This is a genomic window from Arthrobacter sp. LjRoot78 (assembly GCF_964254335.1).
Lineage (GTDB): Bacteria > Actinomycetota > Actinomycetes > Actinomycetales > Micrococcaceae > Arthrobacter.
The window spans coordinates 4,593,352-4,615,066 of record NZ_CAXUTG020000001.1; the positions used below are offsets into that span (position 1 = coordinate 4,593,352).

Below are 21,715 nucleotides of genomic sequence, written 5' to 3' on the forward strand. Positions count from 1 at the left end.
ACATTTTGACGGCCCCCAAAAGGGAGCTTCCCACAATGCAGAGCATCAACGGTCAACAAAAGTGACTTTACGAGCAACTTTGAAATGTGTTCGAAATCTACCTCTGAGTAGCTAGTAGTCCGGATTGCTGGGCACTACCAACCCTGTCTCATAGGCGTAAACCACGGCCTGCACCCTGTCCCGGAGGTGCAGTTTGGCGAGGATCCGGCGCACGTGCGTTTTTACCGTGGCCTCGGACAAGAAGAACCTGTGTGCGATCTCGGCGTTGGACAGTCCCTCGGCCATGGCCCCCAGCATTTCCCTTTCGCGTGGTGTCAGGGCTTCCAGCAACGGGTCCTTTGGCTGCTCTTCGCCATGCGGATGCCTGCCTTTGCCAACTGCCGGCACAGAGGCGGTTCGTTGCCCGCTAGCCGCAGAGTTCGCGGTAGCCACCGAGTGTCCGGTGACAGAAAAGTGTCCGGGGACGGAGGGATGGTCTCCGCGGACATAGGCTTCCAGCAGGCGGCGCGTGACGCGGGGGGCCACCACGGCATCGCCGCTCGCCACGACCCGCACGGCGCTAACCAGTTCAGCAGGGGCCACGTCCTTAAGCAGGAATGCCGAAGCACCCGCCTGCAGGCCCGCAAAGGCGTATTCATCGAGGTCGAAGGTGGTCAGGATGATCACCTTCGCGGAGGACCCCGAAGAGGCCACCGCCCGGGTCGCTTCGATGCCGTCCAAGACCGGCATCCGAACGTCCATCAGCACCACGTCGGGGTTCACCTCCCTGACCTGCCGGATTGCCTCCGCCCCATCGGAGGCTTCGCCCACCACCCGAAGGTCATCCTCGCCCTCAAGGATCAGCCGGAAGCCCATCCTCAGCAGGGGCTGATCGTCCACTAGCAGGACTGTTATCGGTGCATTGCCATTCATGTTTTTCCTTGGTCCCCATTCCAATTCAACACTGCCCGGACGCGCCATCCGCCACCGGCGGGGCGTCCGGCTTCCACCGTACCGTCGTAAATCCCGGCCCGCTCGCGCATTCCCGTCAAGCCCTGCCCGGACCCCAGGGGCCGCGCCCCGCCGGCCGCTGCCACCGGTGCGGCAGCGGCCGCGTGACCCACGGTGCCTTTGCCGTCGTCGAGCACTTCAATGGTGACCGTACCGTCAGTGCGCGCCATATTCACATCCACCCGGCCCAGCGCCCGGCCGTAGCGGAGGACGTTCGTGAGCGATTCCTGCACAATCCGGTAGACGGTCAGTTGGAAGGCCGCGTCCTCAGGCAGGGCAGGTCCGGTGTGCGAGTAGTGCAGCGGCAGCCCCGCAGTGCGGAAGCCCTCCAGGAGTTTGGCCAGGCTGTTTCCTGCGCTCAGCGGCTGCCGGGGAGCCTGGCCTGCCGGTGATTCGTCACGCAGGACGCCCAGCACGCGCCGCATGTCTGCCAGAGCCGTTCGCCCGGTCCGGGAAATCTCTGCCAGGACCTCGGCGGCGCGGTCCGGACTCTTCCTGACCACCACTGCGGCGCCGTCGGACAAGGTGAGCATCACCGTCAGGGAGTGCGCCACGACGTCGTGCATCTCCCTGGCGATCCGGTTGCGTTCGGTGACGGAGCCCAGTTCGGCGGTCCGGGCCGCCCACGCGGCGATTTCCTGTTCGTGTTCCTGTCGCTGCCGGACGGAGATGCCGATTCCGGTGGCGATGATGTTGGACAGCGTGATGGTGATGCCGGCAACGATTCCAAACACCAGCTGCGAATTCTCCGGGGCCGCCGGGCCGCCGCTGGGAAGGGCACGTTCCAGCGGGCCTACGAGGGTCAGGAAGTACAGCAGGGACAGCGGGGTGTTGGACAATGCCAGGGCAGTGATGGAGAACCTGCGGGGCCGCCGCACTGCCAGCGCATACAGGGCAAACCACAGTCCCGCGGAAACGTTGGAGCCCCAAGGGTGCAGAAGCGTGATGCCCACTTCCAGCATCGCCACGGTGGCAACAACGGCCACCGGATAAGTCCGGCGGAAAGAGAGGGCCACGGCGACGGCGGCGAGCAACGCGGTGGCTGCCCAGCCGCCGTCGAGCACGGCGTCCACTGCGGTGGGCGTGACCAGGAGCAGGTAGCACAGCACCACCACCAAATCCATGGCGCGGGGGTTCCGGTGCAGGTACCGGCGGAGCCTGCCGCGGCGGCGGTCGGCGATTGCGGCAAAGGACGCATCAACCTGAGTCAGGGCTGATGCGTCCTTGGCCGGTGGTTCTTCGTACATTTGTTGAGCCTAGACGGCGGTCCGGCCGCCCTGCCCGCTCAAACGTCCCGCTTCTTCAGCAGGACCATGGCTAGGATCGCCGGAACCACCACCCACGCGCCGAGCACCAGGGCAGCCTGCCACGCTTCGAGGTTCCCGTCCACGTGTTCTACGGCGGTCAGTGGCGTCACAGTGTTGCCCGGAAGGTACTTGCGGGCTTCTTCGAAGAAGTCGCCGGGAATCAGCTGGAAGGCGATCGGCGCCACGAAGAACAGGCCCACCAGGCTCATGATCCCGCCCGCGGAATTGCGGATGATGCTGCCCAGGGACATGCCGATGGAGGCAACTGCGGCCACATACAGGCTGTTGACGATCAAAAGCTTGACGGACTGGGAGCTGGCCAGGTCCAGGCTCAGGCCATAGTTGTCCAGGATCGGAACGGACACCAGGCCGGCAATGAGGGTCGAAACGCCGGCCAGAACGAAGGACACCACCACTACGACGAGGAACTTCGCCACGAAGGCCGGAATCCTCTTGGGCACGGCCGCGAACGTGGAGCGCGCCATTCCGGTGGTGAATTCTGAGCTCATCAGCAGCACGCCCAGGGACCCGAGGATCAGCTGGGCAAAAGCGATACCGGAGGTGGGGGCACTCACCGCGATGTCGCCGCCCTGGGCCGCCATCTGGGCTGCGGCTTCCGGGTCGGAGGCCATCTGCTCGCGGAACTGGCCGGTGGACCACGCCGCCAGGGCGCCAAAGCCCACCATCACCAGCATGGTGGAGCCAAGCAGGATCAGCGTGGAGAGCAGGGTGCGGAACTTGATGAATTCCGAGTTCAGCACGCGCAGGAAACTGGGACCGGGACCCGGAGAAGCAGGACCGCCGGCTGAGTGGACGGACTGTCCGGAGGGCCCGCCGGCCTGGGGTGCCGCGCCGCCCTGGGCCCTGCGGCCCGAGGGGTTGGGTTCCAAAGTAGTTGAGCTCATGGCTTATTTGCCTCCGGTCTGGGCGGGAACGGGGGCTCCCGTGGTGATGAGCGAGTGGTATTCGACCTCGTCCTTGGTCAGCTCCATGTAGGCCTCTTCGAGGCTGGCCTGGAGCGGGGTGAGTTCGTAGATCATGACGTGGTTGTCCAGGGCGGTCCGGGCGATCTGCCGCGGATCCAGTCCCTTGACCTCCAGCAGTTCGTGGTCCTGGGCTTCTACCGAAACTCCGGTGCCGGCAAGGAGGTGCATGAGCTGGTCCGGCTCGTCCGTGCGGACGCGGGTACGGCTCGCACCCTTGCCGGTGATGATGTCCTTGATGGGGGCGTCCGCGATGATCTTTCCGCGGCCGATCACAATCAGGTGGTCCGCGGTCACGGCCATTTCGCTCATAAGGTGGCTGGACAGGAAGACAGTCCGGCCCTCCGAGGCCAGGTACTTCACCAGGTTCCGGACCCACACCACGCCCTCCGGGTCCAGCCCGTTGACCGGCTCATCCAGGATGATGGTCTGCGGATCTCCCAGCAGTGCCGCGGCAATTCCCAGCCGCTGTCCCATGCCGAGCGAAAAGCCCTTGACCTTCTTTTTGGCGACGTCGGCCAGTCCGGTCATTTCGATGACCTCGTTGACGCGCTTCTTGGGGATGCTGTGGGTGGCGGCCATGGCCAGCAGGTGGTTATAGGCCGAACGGCCCGTGTGGACCGCCTTGGCGTCCAGCAGGGCGCCCACTTCACGCAGGGGAGCCGCGTGCTTGGTGAACGGAACACCGTTGACGGTGACCGAGCCCGACGTCGGCGTGTCCAGTCCCATGATCATCCTCATGGTGGTGGATTTACCGGCCCCGTTGGGGCCGAGGAAGCCGGTGACCATGCCGGCCTGGACAGTGAAGTCCACTCCGCCCACGGCGGTTTTATCGCCATAGACCTTGGACAGGCCTCTTGCTTCAATCATGGAAGCGTTCCTTTGCGTAGCTGCGGATGCGGTGACGGCGTCTGCATGCCGCAGATCCGTTCGTACCACCCACGCTACAGACGCAACGTTCCCTTTTCGCCGGTCTCAGGGATGATTCAGGGTGGAATCAGGGTAGTCCCAAGGGATGACCATAAGGCGGCGGACAGTAGTAAGTGAGCGCTCCGGGCAACACGGAAAATTCGACCCGGCGCACGCCCGGCAACGCTTCGCCGTCCACGGCAAGGGCCATGGGGGACTCGGCCGCGTCCACGGTTACCGTGGTGGATTCGCTCAGGTGGGTGATCCGTGACGTCGCCACGGTGCCTGTCAGCACGGACCAGAGCAGCCGGAGCCGCGCGAAGGACTCATCCGCGGTGATCATCCGCAGGTCCAGCACGCCGTCGTCCATCACCGGCCGCACCAGTGGTGCGTGGTCGCGGGGGTAGTAGCGGCCGCGACCAATGTAGAGGATCCATAGCTTGTGGCGGACGCCGTTCACAATCATGGTGGTGGGGGTGCCGGCCGCGAACGTCCTGAACATGGCAGCCACTCCGGCCAGCGGTTTGCCGAGGGCGGGCCGGAGCTGTTCACGCCGCCGGACCAGGTTGGGATAGAGGCCGATGCTTGCCGTATTCAGCATGATCCGCTCCAGCTTTTCGGGGTTTCCGGCGAGGCCCCGTTCCACGAGGACATGCCCCACATCGGCCCGGGCAGCTGAACCGGCGGACGCCGCCTCCACGGCATCCTCGAGGGTGGAGGTTCCGGCATCGCGGGCAAAGTGGTTGAGGGTTCCGCCGGGAAGCACCAGCAGAGGGAGGGAATGTTCGACGGCGACCGCCGCAGCGGTGCCCACCGTTCCGTCGCCGCCCCACACTCCGAGCGCCTTGACTCCCGGCACCTCAACCGCCGCCCTGATCTCGGCGGCTACATCGCCGCCCTCATCAATCTCATGTATATGCGCTAGAGGGAATACGTCCTGGAGTGCCTTGACTGTTTCCGGCGCATAGGAGCCGCCCAAAGTATTGACGGCGATGTGCAGGCCTTCTCCGCCGGGCAGCTGTGCAGCCTGGGCTGCGGCGCGGGTGGTCTCAGGGAACGGCGGGCGGACGGGCCACCACTTGCGGGTGATCATGGCTGCGCCGGCCCCGATGGCCGACCCGAACAATACATCCGTGGGCCAGTGGGCGCCGGTATGGACCCGGGAGTAGGCGACGCCGGCGGCAAGGGGCGCCAGGGCGGCTCCGATGCCAGGCTCGACAAGGCCCACACCCACGGCAAAAGCCGCCGCGGACGCCGAATGGCCTGACGGCATCGACGAGCTGGTGGGCTGCGGGTTGACGAACCTGAACATGGGAAGATGCTCCGGGAGCGGCCTGGCCCGCGGCAGGAGCGTTTTGAACACCACGTTGGTGACGGCCGACGCCACGCCCTGGGCAATCACCCCGTGCAGCGCCGCGCGCCGGGGCTTGCCCGGGATGAGGGCCAGTCCTCCGGCCACCGCGAACCACAGCTTCCCATGGTTTGCCGCCGCCGAAAGCCGGCGGAACAGGACATCATGGTTTCCGCCCGGCAGGTCGGACACGGCCTTGAGCAACTTCCGGTCCAGCCCGGCAAGCAGGCCCGGGCCTTTCCTCAGCATCCTTCGCATTTCCCCACCCTACCGCCGACCCTGCGGATCACTGGGTTGGCTGCCGGGGTGGCTGCCGCGGGTGCTATTCGTTGCGGAGCGGCGCACCAGGCAAGGGCTTTGCCGCGCCGGCGAGAAGGAGCGCCACGAGGATGGGCACCATGATGGCGAGCAGGGCGAGATGGATCCCGGTGAGGTCACCCAGGTAACCGAGGAGCGGCGGTCCGGCCAGGAAGGAGATGTAACCCAGCGTGGACACGACCGACACCCGGGCAGCAGCCTTCTTGGGATCGTCTGCCGCGGCGGACATGCCCATCGGGAAGGCCAGCGCCGCGCCGATTCCCCACAGTGCCGCTCCCGCCGTCGCAAGCCACACGTTACCCGCAAGGACGAAAAGGCCAAGTCCCGCGGCCGCCGCGGCCATACTGGCCCGCAGTACGGCAACACGGCCGTACTTGTCGATCACGAACCCGCCGCAGAACCGCATCGCCGTCATGGCCAGGACAAAGACTGCGAACATCAGTGCGCCGGTGGATTCGCTGGTGCCGAGACCGTCCACGGAGGCTTTGGCGATCCAGTCATTCCCGGCCCCTTCAGTGAGGGTAGCGCCAAGGACCACAACGCCGATCAAGAGTGTGCGGCTGTCGCGCCAGGCGGAGTCACCCTTCTGTGCTGCTGCGTCCCCGCTGGAAGGGACCTCGGCGGCGATATGCGGCAGGAAGTAGCGGGGGGCCACCATGGTGAGCACCGCCACCACGGCGGCGATGACCAGGAGGTGGGCAGGCAGCCCCACACCGAGTCCGGAGAGGCCGGCGCCGATCAGGGCGCCCACAAAGGCTCCGCCGCTGAAAGCCGCGTGGAACTGCGGCATGATGGTGCGCTTGAGCCGGTGTTCGACGTCGGCCCCTTCAATGTTCTGGGAAACGTCCCACAGGCCCACACCAATTCCAAAGAAGAACAAGGCCACGGCCGTGCCGGGCACCGACTCGGCCGTCAGCGAAAGGGCGACGCCCACCCCGGCCAGCGCTGCCAGCAGCCCGCTGGCGCGGACGGCGTTGGCGGTACCGATCCGTCCCACCACCCACCCTGCCGTGGGAAGGGCGATCAACGAACCGACCGCCGTGCAGAGAAGCAGCGTTCCCATCTGCCCGGAGGTCACGTGCAGGATTTCGGTGACGGCGGGGATGCGTGCTGCCCAGCTGGCAAACACGAGCCCGTTGATCCCGAACACGAGGAACGTGGCGGCGGCCGCGGCGTTCAGCTTCTGGGTGGAGACGGCGATGCTCATACGTTCACTACTTTCACAGAGTGTTTTCCAAGTTGCGTGAGTTCCTGCGGGCTGAACACCCGGTCCGTGACGATGACGTCCACGGCTTCCAGCGTTGCTACCAGTGCCACGGCGGCAGCGTTCCATTTGGAGCCTGCGCAGGCTGCTATTACGCGGCCGGCGGATTCGAGTCCGGCGCGCTTGACGGCGGCATCGTCGAGGTCGTGCGCCAGCAGTCCGTCTTTGAGGTTTACTGCGCAGGGCGTCACCACGGCGGTATCAAAACGAAGGGAGCGGATGTTGGCCTCGGCCAGCGGGCCCCGGAAGCACAGCTCGCCGGGGATCAGGCTTCCGCCCGGCACCAGCAGGGCGGGACGGTGTCCGGCCTGGCCTTCCGCGGTCAAGGCGTTGAGGGCGGGCAGAGACATGGGCATCAGCGTCAGTTCACGTTGCCGCAGGTGACGGGCGATCCCGGTGGCGGTGGTTCCGCTGTCGAGCCACACATGTTCGCGGTCCTGCAGCAGGCCTGCCACGCCTGCGGCGATCCGGACTTTGACGTCCTGTTCTTCCAGTTCCCGCTGCCCGTAACCGGGATTCTCGCCGCGGAGCACCAGGCTCTTCGCCCCGCCGTGCACCCGCCGAAGTACGCCGTGGATGGCCAGGACATCCAGGTCGCGGCGGATGGTGGCGCCGGACGCTCCGCACTCGGCCATCAGCTCGTCCACGGTCACCTCTTCACGGCTCCGCAGCAATTCACCGATTAACCGGTGCCGCTCTTCAGTCCTCATGTACAAAATGCTACCGAAAATGATCACTTAATCAGAATTAGTGATCGTATGGACTCAACGCTCTCTCACTTTTCGCACGAAAAACACCGACGCTCTCTCACCTGGTGAAGGAGCGTCGGTGCAAAACGTGCAGGAAGTGAGAGAGCGTCCGGCTTACCGGGTGACTTCCTCCAGCAGCTCCAGCACGTGCCGGTACTGGGCGCCCGTAGCCCGTGTCATGCCCAGTTCGCAGGTGCGGTTGCATGAGGCGTGGGCGGCGGCGCCCATCTTAGCCACCTCCGCAGCCTGTCTCGCAGTCGCCGATTCCGTCAGTTCGGGGTGCAGCATGCCCCGGTCCCCGGCAAACGCGCAGCAGCCCCAGTTTTCCGGGATGTCCACCCGCTCGGCCACCGCTCCGGCAATGGCACCCAAGGCATCGTTGAGGCCCATCCTGGTGGACGAACAGGTGGGGTGCAGTGCCAGGGACTCCAGCTTTCCGTGGTCAGGCAGCCGGGGCAGGATCTTTTCCGCAGCGAAGTCGACGGCGTCCACCATGCGGAGCGCACGCTGCCCCGGCGCGGGTATGTCCGATTCGACGGCCTGCCGCAGCCCTTCGGTGCACGAGGACGCGTCGCAGACGATGGGAAGTTCACCGTCCCGGGTGGCTTCCCTGAGGGCGGCCAGGGTCTTCCGGCGCATGGTTGTTTGGCCCGCGGACATGCCCTTGGAGGACCAGGGGGTACCGCAGCACAGGCCGTCGATCCCTTCCGGGACGAGGAGCGTGAGCCCGGCGCGGCCGCATAGCTGTTCAAAGCTGTACTGGACGCCATGGCCTTCTGCGTCGGGACCCGCGCCTGCGGGTCCGAACATGGTCCCTACGCATGCCGGGAAGTAGACGGCGTCAGCTCGGGCCGCCGGCGTCGGACGCTTGCGAACCGAACCGCCGCCGGGCAGTTCGGCGGAGTACAGCGGTACCGTGTCCTTCCCGAGGATTGCCCGGGCGGCCTTGTTGGGCGGCGTGATGGCAGCTGCCGGGAGCTTGTCGACCACGGTCAAGGCCAGCGAGGCGCCACGGGTCACACCCTCCCAGTGCTTGGCGGCGGCGTTCCACGCACCGTTGGCGAGCGGACCGGCGTCGGCCTTCCGCAGGCGTTTCACGAGCGATCCGGTGTTGATGTCCACCGGGCAGGCGGTCTGGCACATCCCGTCCACGGCGCAGGTGTCCACGGATTCATACTCGTAGTCCTTTTCCAGTTCTCGCACCAGCGCCGTATCCCCGGCCAGCCTGGCGGATTCGATGGCCCGCAGCGTCACGATCCGCTGGCGCGGCGTGAGCGTGATGTCCTTGCTGGGGCACACCGGCTCGCAGTAGCCGCAGGAGACGCAGCGGTCCACCTCCTCGGCCACGGGCGGCGCCGTCTTGATGTGCCGCAGGTGAGCCAGCGGGTCCTCGTCCATCAGCACGCCCGGGTTGAGCATCGCAGCGGGGTCGAAGAGCCGCTTAATGGTTCGCATGACGTCGTAAAGCTCATCGCCGTACTGCCGGCGGACGAAGGGAGCCATTACACGCCCCGTCCCGTGCTCGGCCTTCAGCGATCCGCCCTCGCCCAGGACCAGGTCCACCATGTCCTCCGTGAAGGCGCTGTAGCGGTCCAGTTCGGCCGGAGAGGCGAAACCGTCAGTAAGCATGAAGTGAACGTTGCCGTCCTTGGCGTGGCCGAAGATCACGCTGTTGCTGTAGCTGTATTTGTCGAAGAGCCGGTTCAGTTCCCGGCACGTCCTGCCCAGCACCGGAACAGGAACCACGATGTCTTCCAACAAGGCAGTGGTGCCCTGGGGACGGGCACCGGCAACCGATGCGTAGAGTCCCTTGCGCAACTGCCAGAGCTGCCCACGTTCCCGGGCGTCGCCCGTAAACCGGGCGGGCGCAGACAGGCCGAGGTCCGGGAGGAGACCCTCGCCGTGGGCCTGGAGCTCCACGAGGTCACCGGCGCTGCCGGCAGAATACTCCACGAGCAGGGCGGCATGCTCCCGGACTGCCAGGTCTTGCACGACGGCGGGCGTTCCCTTGAGCGTCTGGCCCACCTTGAGGGACAGCGCATCCATCAGCTCAATGGTGGCGGCACCGGTTTCAACGAGGGCGGGCAGGGCAGCGTTGGCGGCTTCGAGGTCCGGAAACACCAGCAAGCCTGCGGCCGCGTGCTGGAGCCGCGGGATGGTGCGGAAGACCGCCTCTGCAACGAACCCCAGGGTGCCTTCGCTGCCGATGATCAGGTGGGCCATGATGTCCACCGGGGACTGGAAGTCCAGCAGGGAGTTCAGGCCATAACCCATGGTGTTCTTCATCGAGAACTGCTGCCGGATTTTGCGCACGGAGTCCGCATTGTTACGGACCCGCCCGGCCAGCCGGACCAGGCCTGCGTGGAGTTCCGGTTCGAGGGCGCGGAGCCTTTGGTCGGCGTCGGCTGCTCCGGTATCGATGACGCTGCCGGAGGGCAGCACCACAGTCAGTGACTCCAAGGTGCGGTAGGTGTTGTCCACCGTGCCGCAGTTCATCCCGGAGGAGTTGTTCGCCACCACGCCGCCGACGGTGCACGCCGCCTCGCTGGCCGGATCCGGGCCGAACTTCCGCCCGTAGCGGGCGAGCCTCGCGTTGAGTGCCCGTACCGTGACGCCGGGCTGAACGCGGACCCGCGCGCCGTCGTCGAGCACTTCAATCTCCCGGAAGTTGCGGCGGACATCCACCAGCACGCCGGCGGTGACCGCCTGGCCGCTCAGGCTGGTCCCTCCGGAGCGGAACGTCAATGGCACGCCTTGGGCGGCACTGGCCCGCAGCAGCCCGCCCACTTCGGCGGCACTCCCGGCCGTCACCACGGCCTGCGGGAGCAGGAGGAAATGCGAGGCGTCGTGGGCGTTCGCGTGCAGGTCGATGGCCCGGGTGCTTGCCTGGGCCGGATCCTTCACAGCTGCGCGGAGACCGGCCATGTCCAGCGGTGCCATCAGGGGACCATCCAGCCGAGGACGGGGGTGGACTGCAGGAAGATCAGGACAGTGATGAGCGCCAGCAGGCCGAGGCTCCAGCCGAGGAGCTTCCGGAAGAGGGCGCCCTCGGCACCGTCAAGGCCCACCGCCGCCGAGGCCACGGCAAGGTTCTGCAGCGATAGCATCTTGCCCATCACACCGGCGGAGGAGTTGGAGGCCGCCATCAGCACCGGAGACAGGCCGGTCTGCGCCGCGGCGGTGGCCTGCATCTGGCCGAACAGGGAGTTGGAGGAGGTGTCGGAGCCGGTGAGGGCCACGCCGATCCATCCGATCAGCGGTGAGAGGATGGCGAAGAAGCCACCCGCGGAGGCTAGCGCGAAGCCAAGGGTGGTGGTCTGGCCGGACAGGTTCATCACGAAGGACAGCCCCAGGACGGCGGTGACGGTGACGATCGTCCACCGCAGCTGCACGATCGTATCCCGGTAGATGCGCAGGCCCTGGGATGCAGTGATTTTGTACAGCGCCATGGTGAGCAAGCCGGAGAACATCAGGAGGGTGCCGGTCGCCTTGAGGTGGTCCAGCTTGAATTTCGTGGCCGCGACAGGCTTGCCGGCGGAATCGGTGATGTCCAGGCCGGGCCACGCGAACGTCACGCTGCCCACCTGGCCCAGCCAGGTCTTGACGAACGGGATCTGGGCCACCGAAAACACAGCGATGATGATCAGGTACGGGGCGATCGCCATCCAGATCTTCCGTGGTTCGGGCCGTGAGTTATCGGCGGACACCGCGGTCCCCGAGGCGGGCACGGAGGCCGGGTGTTCGGCGCCAGTCACGGACCCGGCGGCGGAGCGGCCGTCACGGGCGACGGCGACGGCAGCAGCCGCGTGCGCAGCTTCCGGTTCGGCTTTCGATGCGGCTTCGACAGTGCCGCCCATTCCGACGGTTTCTTTCGGCTGCCAGACCTTCAGCATCAGCAGCACGGCGGCCACTGTCACGACGGCGGCAACAACGTCGGTGAGTTCCACGGCAAAGTAGTTGGAGGTTACGAACTGGGCCGCTCCGAAGGCGACGCCTGCCACCAGGGCTACGGGCCAGGTCTGCTTCACGCCGCGCCGGCCGTCGACGATGAACACCAGCAGCAGCGGCACGATCAGGGCAATGAACGGCGTCTGGCGTCCGGCCATCGAGGACAGGTCGTGCAGCGGCAGTCCGGTGACGCCGTTCAGTGCGATGATCGGCGCGGCCATGGCGCCGAAGGCCACGGGAGCAGTGTTGGCCAGCAGCGAGACCACAGCCGACTTCAGCGGCTTCATGCCGGCCGCCATCAGCATGGCAGCGGAGATCGCCACGGGGGCGCCGAATCCGGCCAAGGATTCCAGCAGCGCACCGAAGCAGAAGGCGATCAGGATGGACAGGATGCGGAGGTCGTTGGAGATGGAGCGGATTGTCTGACCCAGCACCTCGAACCAGGGTGTGGCCACGGTGAGCCGGTAGATCCACAGCGCGTTGACCAGGATCCAGAGGATCGGGAACAGTCCGTAGAAGATGCCGGCTGCGGTGGCGCTCAGGGCCTGGTTGACCGGCATCTGCCAGCCCACGATGGCCAGCACGAGGGACAGGGCCAGGCTGGCGAGGGCGGCCTTTGGCGCTTTGACTTTGAAAACGCCGAGCAGGACGAAGAGCAGGACGAGGGGAAGCGCAGCGCAAAGGGCTGAAATCACTAGGGACCCGGCAATGGGATCGAGGATCTGCTGAAACATGTGTCTCCAGATTTGTGTTAGGCGTCACAACACCGTGGCGCCCTTCGATTGTCTAACAAGTACACATGTTGGTCAAGAGAGACTTGTTGGCTTGTCTGGCAAGATTGAGGTGACTCAAGCAACTCTTGGCGGGAATGGAGCTCCGGTGGCCGGGCGAATCACAGCAGTTTCGATCGTGGACGCGATCGCCGCGGATCTGCGGAGCCGGATCTTTTCCGGTGAACTCGGTTCCGGCCACACCCTTACCGAAACGGACGTGGCCTCCTCCTACGAGGTGGCTCGTCCCACAGCAAAGGCCTCGATCGAGAAGCTCGTCGCGGAGGGGCTGCTGGACCGCGGGACGCACAAGACCGCCCGCGTGGTGGAACTCGGACCGGATTCCGTGCGGGACATCTATCTGGCCCGCGCCTATTTGGAAAGCGAAGTACTCCGGCGGCTCGCGCGCACCAGGGACGTGCCGGAAGCGGCCGTGCAGGCCAACCGTGACATCGCGGCGCTGCAGACGGGAGCCCCGCTCGACGTCATCGAACCGGACATGCGGTTCCACACCAGCCTGATCGACGCCGTCGGCAACGAACGCATCAGCAGGATGTACCGCTCGCTCGTAGGGGAGGTGCGGCTGTGCATGGTCCGCATCCAGTCCCTGCACCTCCTGGACACCGCATTGATCCAGGCCGAACACCAAAAGATCCTCGAACTCATTGAAGCAGGCCGGGGGGACTCCGCCGCCGAACTGCTCGACGAGCACCTGGGGCGCGCGCGGGAACGGCTGGTCGCCGCCATGGGAGGCACTGCCGGTCCGGAAGCCGGCGCACGCTCCGAACTGCTGCCGGAATAACCGGCACGCCCGCAGCCGGGCCTGCACGCAGGCGCCCGCGCCCCCAGTAGGGCACCCCCGGAGTGGAGAGCGGCTAGCGGACGCGCTCCACGCGCTTCTCGTCCCAGACCGGCTCGGCGGATTCGTACACCTTGCCGTCGGAGCCGAACACCAGGAAGCGGTCGAACGTCCGGGCGAACCAGCGGTCGTGCGTCACGGCCAGGACCGTTCCCTCGAAGTGGTCGATGGCGCGCTCCAGGGCCTCGGCGGAGTGCAGGTCCAGGTTGTCCGTGGGCTCGTCGAGGAGCAGGAGGGTTGCTCCGGAAAGCTGCAGCAGCAGGATCTGGAACCGCGCCTGCTGGCCGCCGGACAGGGACTCGTACTTTTGCTCCGACTGTGATGCCAGGCCGTATCCGTCCAAGGCACCGGCTGCGGCCTCACGTCCCAGTCCCGAGCGGTGTTCGTCGCCGCGGTGCAGGATCTCCAGCAGCGTCTTGCCCAGCAGGTCGGGGCGGACATGCGTCTGCGCGAAGAAGCCTGGACGGATGCGGGCGCCGAGCTTCACGGTGCCATCGTGCGGCACTTCGGCGATGTCGACGTCGGACACCGGCAGGTGTTCCCGCTCGGGATCCGTTCCGCCGGTGGCGAGCAGGCGCAGGAAGTGGCTCTTGCCGGAGCCGTTGGAGCCAAGCACCCCCACGCGGTCGCCGAACCACACCTCGGTGGAGAACGGCTTCATCAGCCCGGTCAATTCCAGCTTTTCGGCCACGATGGCACGCTTGGCGGTACGGCCGCCTTTGAGCCGCATCTGCACGTTCTGCTCGATCGGCAGGGCTTCGGGCGGGCCTGCTTCCAGGAACTTCGCCAGCCTGGTCTGGGCGGCGTGGTACCTATTGGCCATGTCGGAGCGGAAGGCGGCCTTGTTCTTGTACATGTTGACGAGTTCCCTGAGCTTCACGTGCTCCTCGTCCCAGCGTTTGCGCAGCTCCTCGAAGCGGGCGTTGCGGTCCGCGCGTGCCTCCACATAGGAGCCGAACCCGCCGCCGTGGACCCAGGCTCCTGCCCCGTTGATGCCCGGCTCAAGCGTCACGATCCGGCCGGCAGCGTTGTTCAGCAGCTCGCGGTCGTGGCTGATGAAGAAGACGGTCTTCTTGGACTCGTTGAGCTTGGCCTCGAGCCAGCGCTTGCCCGGCACGTCAAGGTAGTTGTCCGGCTCGTCCAGGAGCAGCAGTTCGTCCGGGCCGGCGAAGAGCGCTTCCAGCACCAGCCGCTTCTGCTCACCACCGGAAAGGCTCGACGCCGGGCGGTGCTGCGCGCGGTCGAACGGAAGTCCCAGCGCGGCCATGCAGACCTCGTCCCACACGGTTTCGACGTCGTAGCCGCCGGCGTCTCCCCAGTTCACGATCGCCTGGGCGTACTGCATCTGGGTGGGCTCGTCGTCGTGCTCCATCATGGCCAGTTCGGCCTCGTCGACGGCGCGCGCGGCGGCGGCCAGCGTCGGAGGGGCCGCGGACACCAGGAGGTCGCGGACAGTGGATTCGTCCCGGACCTGCCCCACAAACTGGCGCATGATGCCCATGTTGCCGGACCGGCCGATCACGCCTTCATCCGGGACCAGATCGCCGGAAATGATGCGGAAAAGCGTCGTCTTTCCCGTTCCGTTGGGTCCGATCAGCGCCGTTTTGGTGCCGTCCGGGACCTTGAAGTTCACCCCGTTGAGCAGTTGCGTGCCGTCGGAGAGGAAGTAGTCGATGCCGGAAACGTCAATATGAGCCACGCGTTCAATCTTCCCATGCCCGAGTCCCGGAGTTTTGTCCAGATATCGCGCCTATCCCGGCCCGGAAGTCGCGTTACCTGGACAGAAGCTCCGGTCGAGAAGGCGCCGGGTTAACCGGCGGCGACGAGGAAGTTCTTGAGTAAAGGACCCGATGTTGTGGCTCCCAGGCCGCCTTCTTCGACGAAGACGGCGACGGCGAGGTCGCCGTGCACCGCCACAATCCAGGCGTGCGTCTTGGGCGGGTTCTCATTTCCGAATTCCGCAGTGCCCGTCTTGGCTCCCACGGGTTCCCCCGGCACGGAGGCCAGGAATCCAGCGTGTCCCGAGGTAACCACGGCGCGCATCATGTCGGCCAGCGCGGCCGCTTCCGCCGCCGTGACCGGCTTCTCGGCGGCCTTGGCCGGAGCCGGAGCCGTGGAGGACGATGACGATGTTCCGTCCGCCGTCGGGGTTCCGGACCCCTCGGGGGCTGCCGTGCCGGAGTTGGCTTCCGCGTTCAGCACGAGGACGGGTGACACGGGGGACCCCTTGGCCACGGAGCCGGCCATTACAGCAGCAGCCAGCGGCGAGAGCAGCACCTTGCCCTGGCCGATCATGGAAGCGGCATGCTCGGTGCCCTCCGCTTCGCCGGGAACCGAGCCGAGGAAGGCGGCTGCCCCCAGGCCGGGCGCCTCAACGGCAACACCGAGGGAGGTGGCCGCGGATTCAAGCTGCGCCTGGCTGACGGTGTCGCGGGCCGCAATGAAGGCTGTGTTGCAGGAGTGCGCGAACGCGTCCCGCAGGGTGACGGACCCCAGGGAGCTTTCAGGATAGCCCTCCGCGTTCTTGAACGTACGGCCGTCCACCGTGAGCGTCGGCGTGCATTCAACCTTGGAGTCCGGAGTCAGGCCGTTGCGGATCATGGCCAGGGAATCCACCATCTTGAACGTTGAGCCGGGGGCATACTGGCCCAGCAGGGCCGCGTTGTAGCCGTTGCTGCCAGGTCCTGAAGCTGCTGCCAGGACTGCGCCGCTAGAGGGGCGCAGAGCCACGATGGCGGACGCCGGACCGACTTCCGCCAGGACATCTTCGGCGAGCTGCTGCAGGCGGGGGTCCAAGGTGGTTTTCACCGGCGTTCCCGGTTTCATGTCAGCCTGGAACAGGATCCGGCGGCCTTTGTTGGGCAGTGCCTGCTTCTCGTCAGCCGAGAGCCCTGCCTTTTCGGCATAGACCTGGATTCCGTCGGTGCCGCGGAGCTGTGCGTCGTATTGCTGCTGGAGCCCGCCCGTACCGGTGGTGTCCCCGGCTTTGAGCGTCCCGCCGGATTTTTCGATCTGTTCGGCATTCGCCTCGGCCGCTGTGCCCAGGAGGGCGCGGGCGAAGGTGCGGGTCGGCGCCAGCGGCAGGAGGTCGGCGATGGACGAGGCGCCTGGGATCTGGGCAATCTGTTCGTCGGTAATGGTCCGGCCGTCCTGGCGCAGGGTGATGGCGGTGACGAAAGCGGCGGGGCCGGCAGCCTGTACCTGCTGTGTGTACGCGGCCGGGTCCACTCCCACCAGCTGGGCAAGTTTGGTGGCGGACGCGGCGGGGTCGGCTGAACCCAGCTTGGGCTTGTCGATGCCAACGTTCACCACCGGGCGGTAGGTGACGAGCTTCGCGTCGCCGGCGCCGAGGATATCGGCGCGCTGGGGCGACTGGGCGCCCGCGCCGATGACTTCGCCTTCGGCCAGTTCGGGGGCTAGCAGGGCAGGCTTCCACACGGTCAGCCATTTGCCTCCGGACTTCTTCAGTTCGGCGGAGGCGGTGTATTTCCACTCGCCGGAGCCGATCTTCCAGCTGTAGTTCAGCGGGACCGTCGCGGTGTCCTTCTCTAATGTCAGCTCTCCGGTTTCCACGGCCGGTTTGGCGGGATCGAGAGCCTGGAAGACTTCTTTCAGCTGTTCGTTGGCGGCTGCGGAGTCCTTGCCCTCAAAGGCGACGGAGCCGACGTCAAGCGCAGTCATCGCAGAGGCGAGCTGCTTTGCTGCGTCCTGCGCGCTGGCACGGCCGTCGTCGCAAGCCACCAGCGATCCGCCAATTATGAGTCCGACAAGGGCAAGCGAAAGTTTCTGAAAGTTCCCCACCGCGCCATTATGCCCGCAAGCCCGGACAATGTTCTTGTCACATGGCGCCCGCCCGTGTTTAGGCCCGGATGATCCGGCGCTGCGTGGCCACGGAAATCGCAGCGGTGCGGTTGTCCACGCCGAGTTTTCCGTAGATGTGCACCAGGTGGGTCTTGACGGTGGCCTCGGAGATGAAAAGCTGCCGGGCGATGGCACGGTTCGGCAGTCCCGTGGCGAGCAGCTGCAGCAGCTGGATTTCCCTGGCGGACAGTGCCGGTTCAGGGTTCCGGATCCTGCCCATCAGCCGGGCGGCCACCTCCGGAGCCAGCGCCGTCCCGCCGGCCGCCGCGGAGAGGACGGCCTGCCGGATTTGCTCGGGCGGGGCATCCTTCAGCATGTAACCGCTGGCGCCGGCTTCGACGGCAGCCAGGATATCGGCGTCGGAATCATAGGTGGTGAGGATCAGCACCGGCGGTGCCGGCATGCCCGCCTCGCCGGTCTTGATCTTTTGCGTGGCCGTGACGCCGTCCATGCCCGCTCCCATTTGCAGGTCCATCAGGACCACGTCCACAGGCTCGCCCAGGGTGTGGAGCCTGGCCAGCTGGGCAAGCGCAGCAGCACCGTCGCCGGCTTCGGCGGCCACTGTGATGCCTTCGAAGTCGCTCAGCATGGCCCGGAGCCCGGCGCGTACCACCGGGTGGTCGTCCACTAGCAGGATTCGGATTCCGCTCATGGCCGCTCCCCGTTTGCCGGTTTCCCGGTGGCCGACGCGTCCACCAGCGGGAGCCGGATGGCCACCACTGTTCCCTCGCCCGGAGCGGACTCGATGTCGAGAGTGCCGGCCAGCGCCGCCACCCGTTCCTGGAGGGACCGGAGGCCGTATCCGGAACCATCGTGCGGTTGTGGTCTGTTCGGGTCGACTCCGGATCCCGCCGCTTCCGGGCGGAACCCGACGCCGTCGTCGTAGATATCCATGGCCACTTCGCTGCCTAGAAATGAGAGGGTCACGACGGCGGTGCTTGCCTTTGCGTGGACCCACACGTTCGCCAGGCTCGCCTGTGCCGCGCGGAGGAGGGTGGTGGAGTACGGGTTGGGCAGCTCCACAGGAGTGCCTTCGAGGTCGAAGCGGCACCGAAGGCCAGCCCCGCGTGCCGCTGCCTCGGCCTCGGTCTTCTCGCAGAGCCGGCGCAGGCTCCCCGCCAGGGACATCTGCTCAAGCGCCGGGGACTGCAGGTCGCGGACAAAGTTGCGCGCCTCGGCAAGGTTGGCGGACGCAGTTTCCTGCACCGTGCGGAGCCGTTCGCGGGCTGTGGCGGTGTCGCCGTCGACGAGTGCCTTTTCAGCCGAGCGGCCCATCAGCACGATGCTCGAGAATCCTTGGGCCAGGGTGTCGTGTATTTCGCGGGCCAGCCGTGCCCGCTCGGTGAGGGTTCCGGCGTCGTGCTGGCTGCGGGCCAGTTCGCCGCGCGTCCGTCGCAACTCCTCGGCCGCGAGGCGCTGGTTCTCGGCCTCAAGGTACAGCGCCCGGTACGCGAGGCCGGTAATCACGGCGAACGCCGCTCCGAATACCGGCCCCAGCACCATCGGCAGCTCCAGGGCCGGGCCGGCCGCGCCTCTGTTGTGGAACCAAAGCGCCACCACAACCAGCACGGTGGACGCCGCAATGACCGGGAGGGCCGCACGCCGCCGCAGTACGTGGAGCTGCAGGAAGAAGAGTGGAAAGGCCAGCCAGACGAAATCCGCGCTGGCCCAGATGAGTACCAGCCACAGGGCCGAGACTGCCCCGAGCCACCATGGTGCGTATCGCCGCGGATCAAAGCGCTTCGCATCCGTGGAGTGGCGTTTCTCCAGGATCGTGCCGATGAGGTAGACGGCTGCGAGCACCATGGCAAGGACCAGGGAAAGCCAGCCCGACAGGGCCGGACCGGACATCAGGACGCGCGCCATAGCTACCAGGAGCAAGACGGCGAAGCCCACGTGGAGGCTGATTCTCAGGAGCCGCAGGATTATCGCGGAACCGCTGGGTTCGCTTTGGATCACCACGTGCCTCGCATCAATCCAGCGTATCCTCCACGACTCCCGTTTCAAGGTGAAATCGGGCCCGGCGGCCGGAGATCAACCATTTGGTTGAGCCGCTGCTCCACCCGGTGTCTCCGGATGGCCAACCGGGAGGCCGATGTGCGCTGCCGTCCGTGGCGGAAGAGTGGGAAACAGCACCACACCACCACGAAAGGAACCACGTGTTTCTCGCCATTCGCGATCTCCGCTTTGCCAAAGGCCGCTTCGTCCTGATGGCAGCAGTCATCGCCCTGATCACCTTGCTGCTCGTGATGCTCTCGGGACTGACTGCCGGCCTGGGCAACCAGTCAACCTCGGCGATCGCCGGGCTGCGGACCGACCAGATAGTCTTCGGGGCCCCGGCGGGCACTCCGGCCAAGGCGTCGTTTACCGAGTCGGAAGTGACCCGGGAGCAGCTGGCCGCCTGGTCCGCGCAGGACGGCGTTGCCGGGGTGGAGGCGCTCGGGATCAGCCAGGTCCGAGCGCAGGCCGTTGGCACGGCCGGTTCGCCTGGCGGCACCGCAAACGTGGCAGTCTTCGGCGGCAGTAACGGGCTGTCCGCGGGCCCGGCCAGCCCCATGCCTGATCCCGCGGACGACGGAACGGTCGTGGTGGGCGAAACCCTCGCAGCGGACCTGCATCTCAGCCCCGGCAGCCTCCTGGCAGTGGGCGGCGTCGAACTTGCCGTTGCGGGCATCGTTCCTGACCAGTGGTATTCACACACCGGCGTCGTCTGGACCTCGTTGAGTGACTGGCGGCAACTGGCCCGCATCGGCAGCGGGTCCCTGGGCACCGTACTGGCCGTGACGTTCGACGCCGGCGCCCAGGTTGACGTGGACGCCGCCGATGCTGCGGCCGGGACGGTCAGCACCACCCGCGACGGTTCGTTCCAGGCCCTCGGATCCTTCAAGAGCGAGAACGGCTCGCTGATGTTGATGCAGGCGTTCCTGTACGGCATCTCCGCCCTTGTGATCGTGGCCTTCCTGACGGTGTGGACCGTTCAGCGGACCCGGGACATTGCCGTGGTCAAGGCGATGGGCGGGTCGCCCGGCTACGTACTCCGGGATGCAATGGGACAGGCCCTGATGGTGCTGGCCGCGGGGACATTTGCCGGCGGCGGAACGGGCCTGCTCGGCGGGTACCTGGCGGCACAGGCGGCGCCGTTCCTGCTCACCCCCGCCACCACGCTGGTGCCCATCGCCGGCATCCTGCTCCTGGGCCTGTGCGGTGCAGCAGTGGCCGTCCGCGGCGTGACCAGGGTTGACCCCCTGCTTGCCCTCGGCGGCAACTGACTCCGCCCCCATGATCCTTCCACATTTATATTCCCTGAAAGGCATACTCCATTGGATACCCCGCTCAACCTGGTCAACGTGACGCTCGAGTACCCGGACGGAGACACCACCCTCAAGGCACTGGACTGCGTGAACCTCGCACTCGGCACAGGGGAATTTCTCGCCCTCGTAGGACCGTCGGGATCCGGCAAGTCCTCCATCCTTGCAGTCTCAGCGGCGCTCATCCGTCCCACCTCGGGCGTGGTGACCATCGACGGGCAGGAGGCCAACGGCCTGCGCGACGCTGAGCTGACAGCCCTGCGCAGGGAACGGATCGGCATCATCTTCCAACAGCCGAATCTTCTGCCGTCCCTGACCGCGGCCGAGCAGCTTCTCCTCGCGGACCATCTGCGCGGGAAACCCCTGGCTGCGGCCCGCAGGCGCGCCGACGAGCTTCTGGACGTCGTCGGACTCGGTACCGTGCGGGACAAGCGTCCGCATCAGCTGTCCGGCGGACAGCGTCAACGCGTCAACATCGCCCGCGCCCTGATGGGCCGCCCCAAGGTGCTTCTGGTGGACGAACCTACCGCCGCCCTGGACCACGAGCGGAGCGGGGGCATCATCCGGCTCCTGCGCGAGGTCACGGACGAATTCAATGTGGCCACTGTGATGGTCACCCACGACACCGAATTCGTGCCAATGACAGACCTCGTGGCCAGCGTGCGCGACGGGCGGATTTCTGCCCTTCAGCCCGCCAAAGCCCCGTCACGGGCGTCATCGTAAGCTTCCCTGGCGCCCAGAATGCCGGCGACATTTGACTCAGCCCATTCCCTGAGCACGGTCAGCGGACCCAACAGGGACACCCCGAGGTCAGTCAGCTGGTAGTCAACGCGGGGCGGGACCTGGGCGAACACCGTTCTGGTGATCAGCCCGTCCCGTTCCAGCGCCCTGAGCGTCTGGGTAAGGACCTTGGGGGTAATTACGTGGACATGCTTGCGCAGTTCGGAGAAACGGACCGGTCCGTCCGCCAGGACCTGCACCACCAGGGAGGCCCATTTGTCACCGACCCTCTGAAAGACAACCCGCGAGGGGCACTTCGGATCCATGATGTCTCCGCCCGGCCAGGCGACAAGTTGGTTGGTATCGATTAGGCAGCCT

At 66.4% G+C, this 21,715-nt stretch carries 17 protein-coding genes; 3 read left to right on the plus strand and 14 right to left on the minus strand.

What is annotated here, in order from left to right:
- Positions 1–111: 111 nt before the first annotated feature.
- From ACSQ1X_RS21325 to ACSQ1X_RS21365, 9 genes are all read right to left on the minus strand, one after another.
- Entirely contained in the window at positions 112–912 is an 801-nt protein-coding gene (locus ACSQ1X_RS21325; protein ID WP_436059198.1) for a response regulator, read from the minus strand.
- Positions 909–2,237, minus strand: a complete 1,329-nt coding sequence (locus tag ACSQ1X_RS21330) for a sensor histidine kinase (protein ID WP_436059199.1) — start codon at positions 2,235–2,237, stop codon at positions 909–911. Before ACSQ1X_RS21330 ends, ACSQ1X_RS21325 begins: the two co-directional genes overlap by 4 nt.
- Positions 2,238–2,275: 38 nt before the next feature.
- Positions 2,276–3,202, minus strand: coding sequence for an ABC transporter permease (locus ACSQ1X_RS21335; protein WP_436059200.1), 927 nt, complete (start codon positions 3,200–3,202; stop codon positions 2,276–2,278).
- 3 nt (positions 3,203–3,205) lie between these two features.
- Complete coding sequence (locus ACSQ1X_RS21340) at positions 3,206–4,150, minus strand: ABC transporter ATP-binding protein (RefSeq protein ID WP_055802768.1); 945 nt, start codon at positions 4,148–4,150, stop codon at positions 3,206–3,208.
- A gap of 127 nt (positions 4,151–4,277) precedes the next feature.
- Complete coding sequence (locus tag ACSQ1X_RS21345) at positions 4,278–5,798, minus strand: bifunctional phosphatase PAP2/diacylglycerol kinase family protein (RefSeq protein WP_436059201.1); 1,521 nt, start codon at positions 5,796–5,798, stop codon at positions 4,278–4,280.
- Positions 5,799–5,862: 64 nt separating this feature from the next.
- A complete protein-coding gene (locus ACSQ1X_RS21350; protein WP_436059202.1) occupies positions 5,863–7,065 on the minus strand; it encodes an MFS transporter in 1,203 nt (400 codons plus the stop codon).
- Positions 7,062–7,832 (minus strand): DeoR/GlpR family DNA-binding transcription regulator, encoded by a 771-nt coding sequence (locus ACSQ1X_RS21355; RefSeq protein ID WP_436059203.1) that lies wholly within the window; start codon positions 7,830–7,832, stop codon positions 7,062–7,064. Before ACSQ1X_RS21355 ends, ACSQ1X_RS21350 begins: the two co-directional genes overlap by 4 nt.
- A 153-nt stretch (positions 7,833–7,985) precedes the next feature.
- Positions 7,986–10,811, minus strand: a complete 2,826-nt coding sequence (locus ACSQ1X_RS21360) for an FAD-binding and (Fe-S)-binding domain-containing protein (protein ID WP_436059204.1) — start codon at positions 10,809–10,811, stop codon at positions 7,986–7,988.
- Positions 10,811–12,553, minus strand: coding sequence for an L-lactate permease (locus ACSQ1X_RS21365; RefSeq protein ID WP_436059205.1), 1,743 nt, complete (start codon positions 12,551–12,553; stop codon positions 10,811–10,813). The genes ACSQ1X_RS21360 and ACSQ1X_RS21365 overlap by 1 nt, the downstream gene beginning before the upstream one ends.
- A 145-nt stretch (positions 12,554–12,698) precedes the next feature.
- Between ACSQ1X_RS21365 and ACSQ1X_RS21370 the strand changes: the two genes are divergently transcribed.
- Positions 12,699–13,391 (plus strand): GntR family transcriptional regulator, encoded by a 693-nt coding sequence (locus ACSQ1X_RS21370; protein ID WP_436059206.1) that lies wholly within the window; start codon positions 12,699–12,701, stop codon positions 13,389–13,391.
- Positions 13,392–13,464: 73 nt separating this feature from the next.
- Here the strand turns inward: ACSQ1X_RS21370 and ACSQ1X_RS21375 are convergent, their stop codons facing one another.
- From ACSQ1X_RS21375 to ACSQ1X_RS21390, 4 genes are all read right to left on the minus strand, one after another.
- Positions 13,465–15,147, minus strand: a complete 1,683-nt coding sequence (locus ACSQ1X_RS21375) for an ABC-F family ATP-binding cassette domain-containing protein (RefSeq protein ID WP_436059207.1) — start codon at positions 15,145–15,147, stop codon at positions 13,465–13,467.
- Between the two features lie 110 nt (positions 15,148–15,257).
- Positions 15,258–17,249 (minus strand): penicillin-binding transpeptidase domain-containing protein, encoded by a 1,992-nt coding sequence (locus ACSQ1X_RS21380; protein WP_436059208.1) that lies wholly within the window; start codon positions 17,247–17,249, stop codon positions 15,258–15,260.
- A 58-nt stretch (positions 17,250–17,307) separates the two neighbouring features.
- Positions 17,308–17,961, minus strand: coding sequence for a response regulator (locus ACSQ1X_RS21385; RefSeq protein WP_436059209.1), 654 nt, complete (start codon positions 17,959–17,961; stop codon positions 17,308–17,310).
- A complete protein-coding gene (locus ACSQ1X_RS21390) occupies positions 17,958–19,268 on the minus strand; it encodes a sensor histidine kinase (protein ID WP_436059380.1) in 1,311 nt (436 codons plus the stop codon). Before ACSQ1X_RS21390 ends, ACSQ1X_RS21385 begins: the two co-directional genes overlap by 4 nt.
- A gap of 200 nt (positions 19,269–19,468) precedes the next feature.
- Between ACSQ1X_RS21390 and ACSQ1X_RS21395 the strand changes: the two genes are divergently transcribed.
- Positions 19,469–20,578, plus strand: a complete 1,110-nt coding sequence (locus ACSQ1X_RS21395) for an ABC transporter permease (protein WP_436059210.1) — start codon at positions 19,469–19,471, stop codon at positions 20,576–20,578.
- 51 nt (positions 20,579–20,629) lie between these two features.
- The gene (locus ACSQ1X_RS21400; protein WP_436059211.1) at positions 20,630–21,340 is read left to right on the plus strand and encodes an ABC transporter ATP-binding protein; all 711 of its coding nucleotides are present in this window, start codon (positions 20,630–20,632) and stop codon (positions 21,338–21,340) included.
- Here the strand turns inward: ACSQ1X_RS21400 and ACSQ1X_RS21405 are convergent.
- Positions 21,304–21,663, minus strand: a complete 360-nt coding sequence (locus ACSQ1X_RS21405) for a winged helix-turn-helix transcriptional regulator (protein ID WP_436059212.1) — start codon at positions 21,661–21,663, stop codon at positions 21,304–21,306. The genes ACSQ1X_RS21400 and ACSQ1X_RS21405 overlap by 37 nt on opposite strands.
- Positions 21,664–21,715 lie beyond the last annotated feature (52 nt).

Bases quoted from the DNA above. Each gene is read 5' to 3' on its own strand.
- ACSQ1X_RS21325 (WP_436059198.1), bottom strand. From the start codon at position 912: ATGAATGGCAATGCACCGATAACAGTCCTGCTAGTGGACGATCAGCCC.
- ACSQ1X_RS21330 (WP_436059199.1), bottom strand. From the start codon at position 2,237: ATGTACGAAGAACCACCGGCCAAGGACGCATCAGCCCTGACTCAGGTT.
- ACSQ1X_RS21335 (WP_436059200.1), bottom strand. From the start codon at position 3,202: ATGAGCTCAACTACTTTGGAACCCAACCCCTCGGGCCGCAGGGCCCAG.
- ACSQ1X_RS21340 (WP_055802768.1), bottom strand. From the start codon at position 4,150: ATGATTGAAGCAAGAGGCCTGTCCAAGGTCTATGGCGATAAAACCGCC.
- ACSQ1X_RS21345 (WP_436059201.1), bottom strand. From the start codon at position 5,798: ATGCGAAGGATGCTGAGGAAAGGCCCGGGCCTGCTTGCCGGGCTGGAC.
- ACSQ1X_RS21350 (WP_436059202.1), bottom strand. From the start codon at position 7,065: ATGAGCATCGCCGTCTCCACCCAGAAGCTGAACGCCGCGGCCGCCGCC.
- ACSQ1X_RS21355 (WP_436059203.1), bottom strand. From the start codon at position 7,832: ATGAGGACTGAAGAGCGGCACCGGTTAATCGGTGAATTGCTGCGGAGC.
- ACSQ1X_RS21360 (WP_436059204.1), bottom strand. From the start codon at position 10,811: ATGGCACCGCTGGACATGGCCGGTCTCCGCGCAGCTGTGAAGGATCCG.
- ACSQ1X_RS21365 (WP_436059205.1), bottom strand. From the start codon at position 12,553: ATGTTTCAGCAGATCCTCGATCCCATTGCCGGGTCCCTAGTGATTTCA.
- ACSQ1X_RS21385 (WP_436059209.1), bottom strand. From the start codon at position 17,961: ATGAGCGGAATCCGAATCCTGCTAGTGGACGACCACCCGGTGGTACGC.
- ACSQ1X_RS21405 (WP_436059212.1), bottom strand. From the start codon at position 21,663: ATGGATCCGAAGTGCCCCTCGCGGGTTGTCTTTCAGAGGGTCGGTGAC.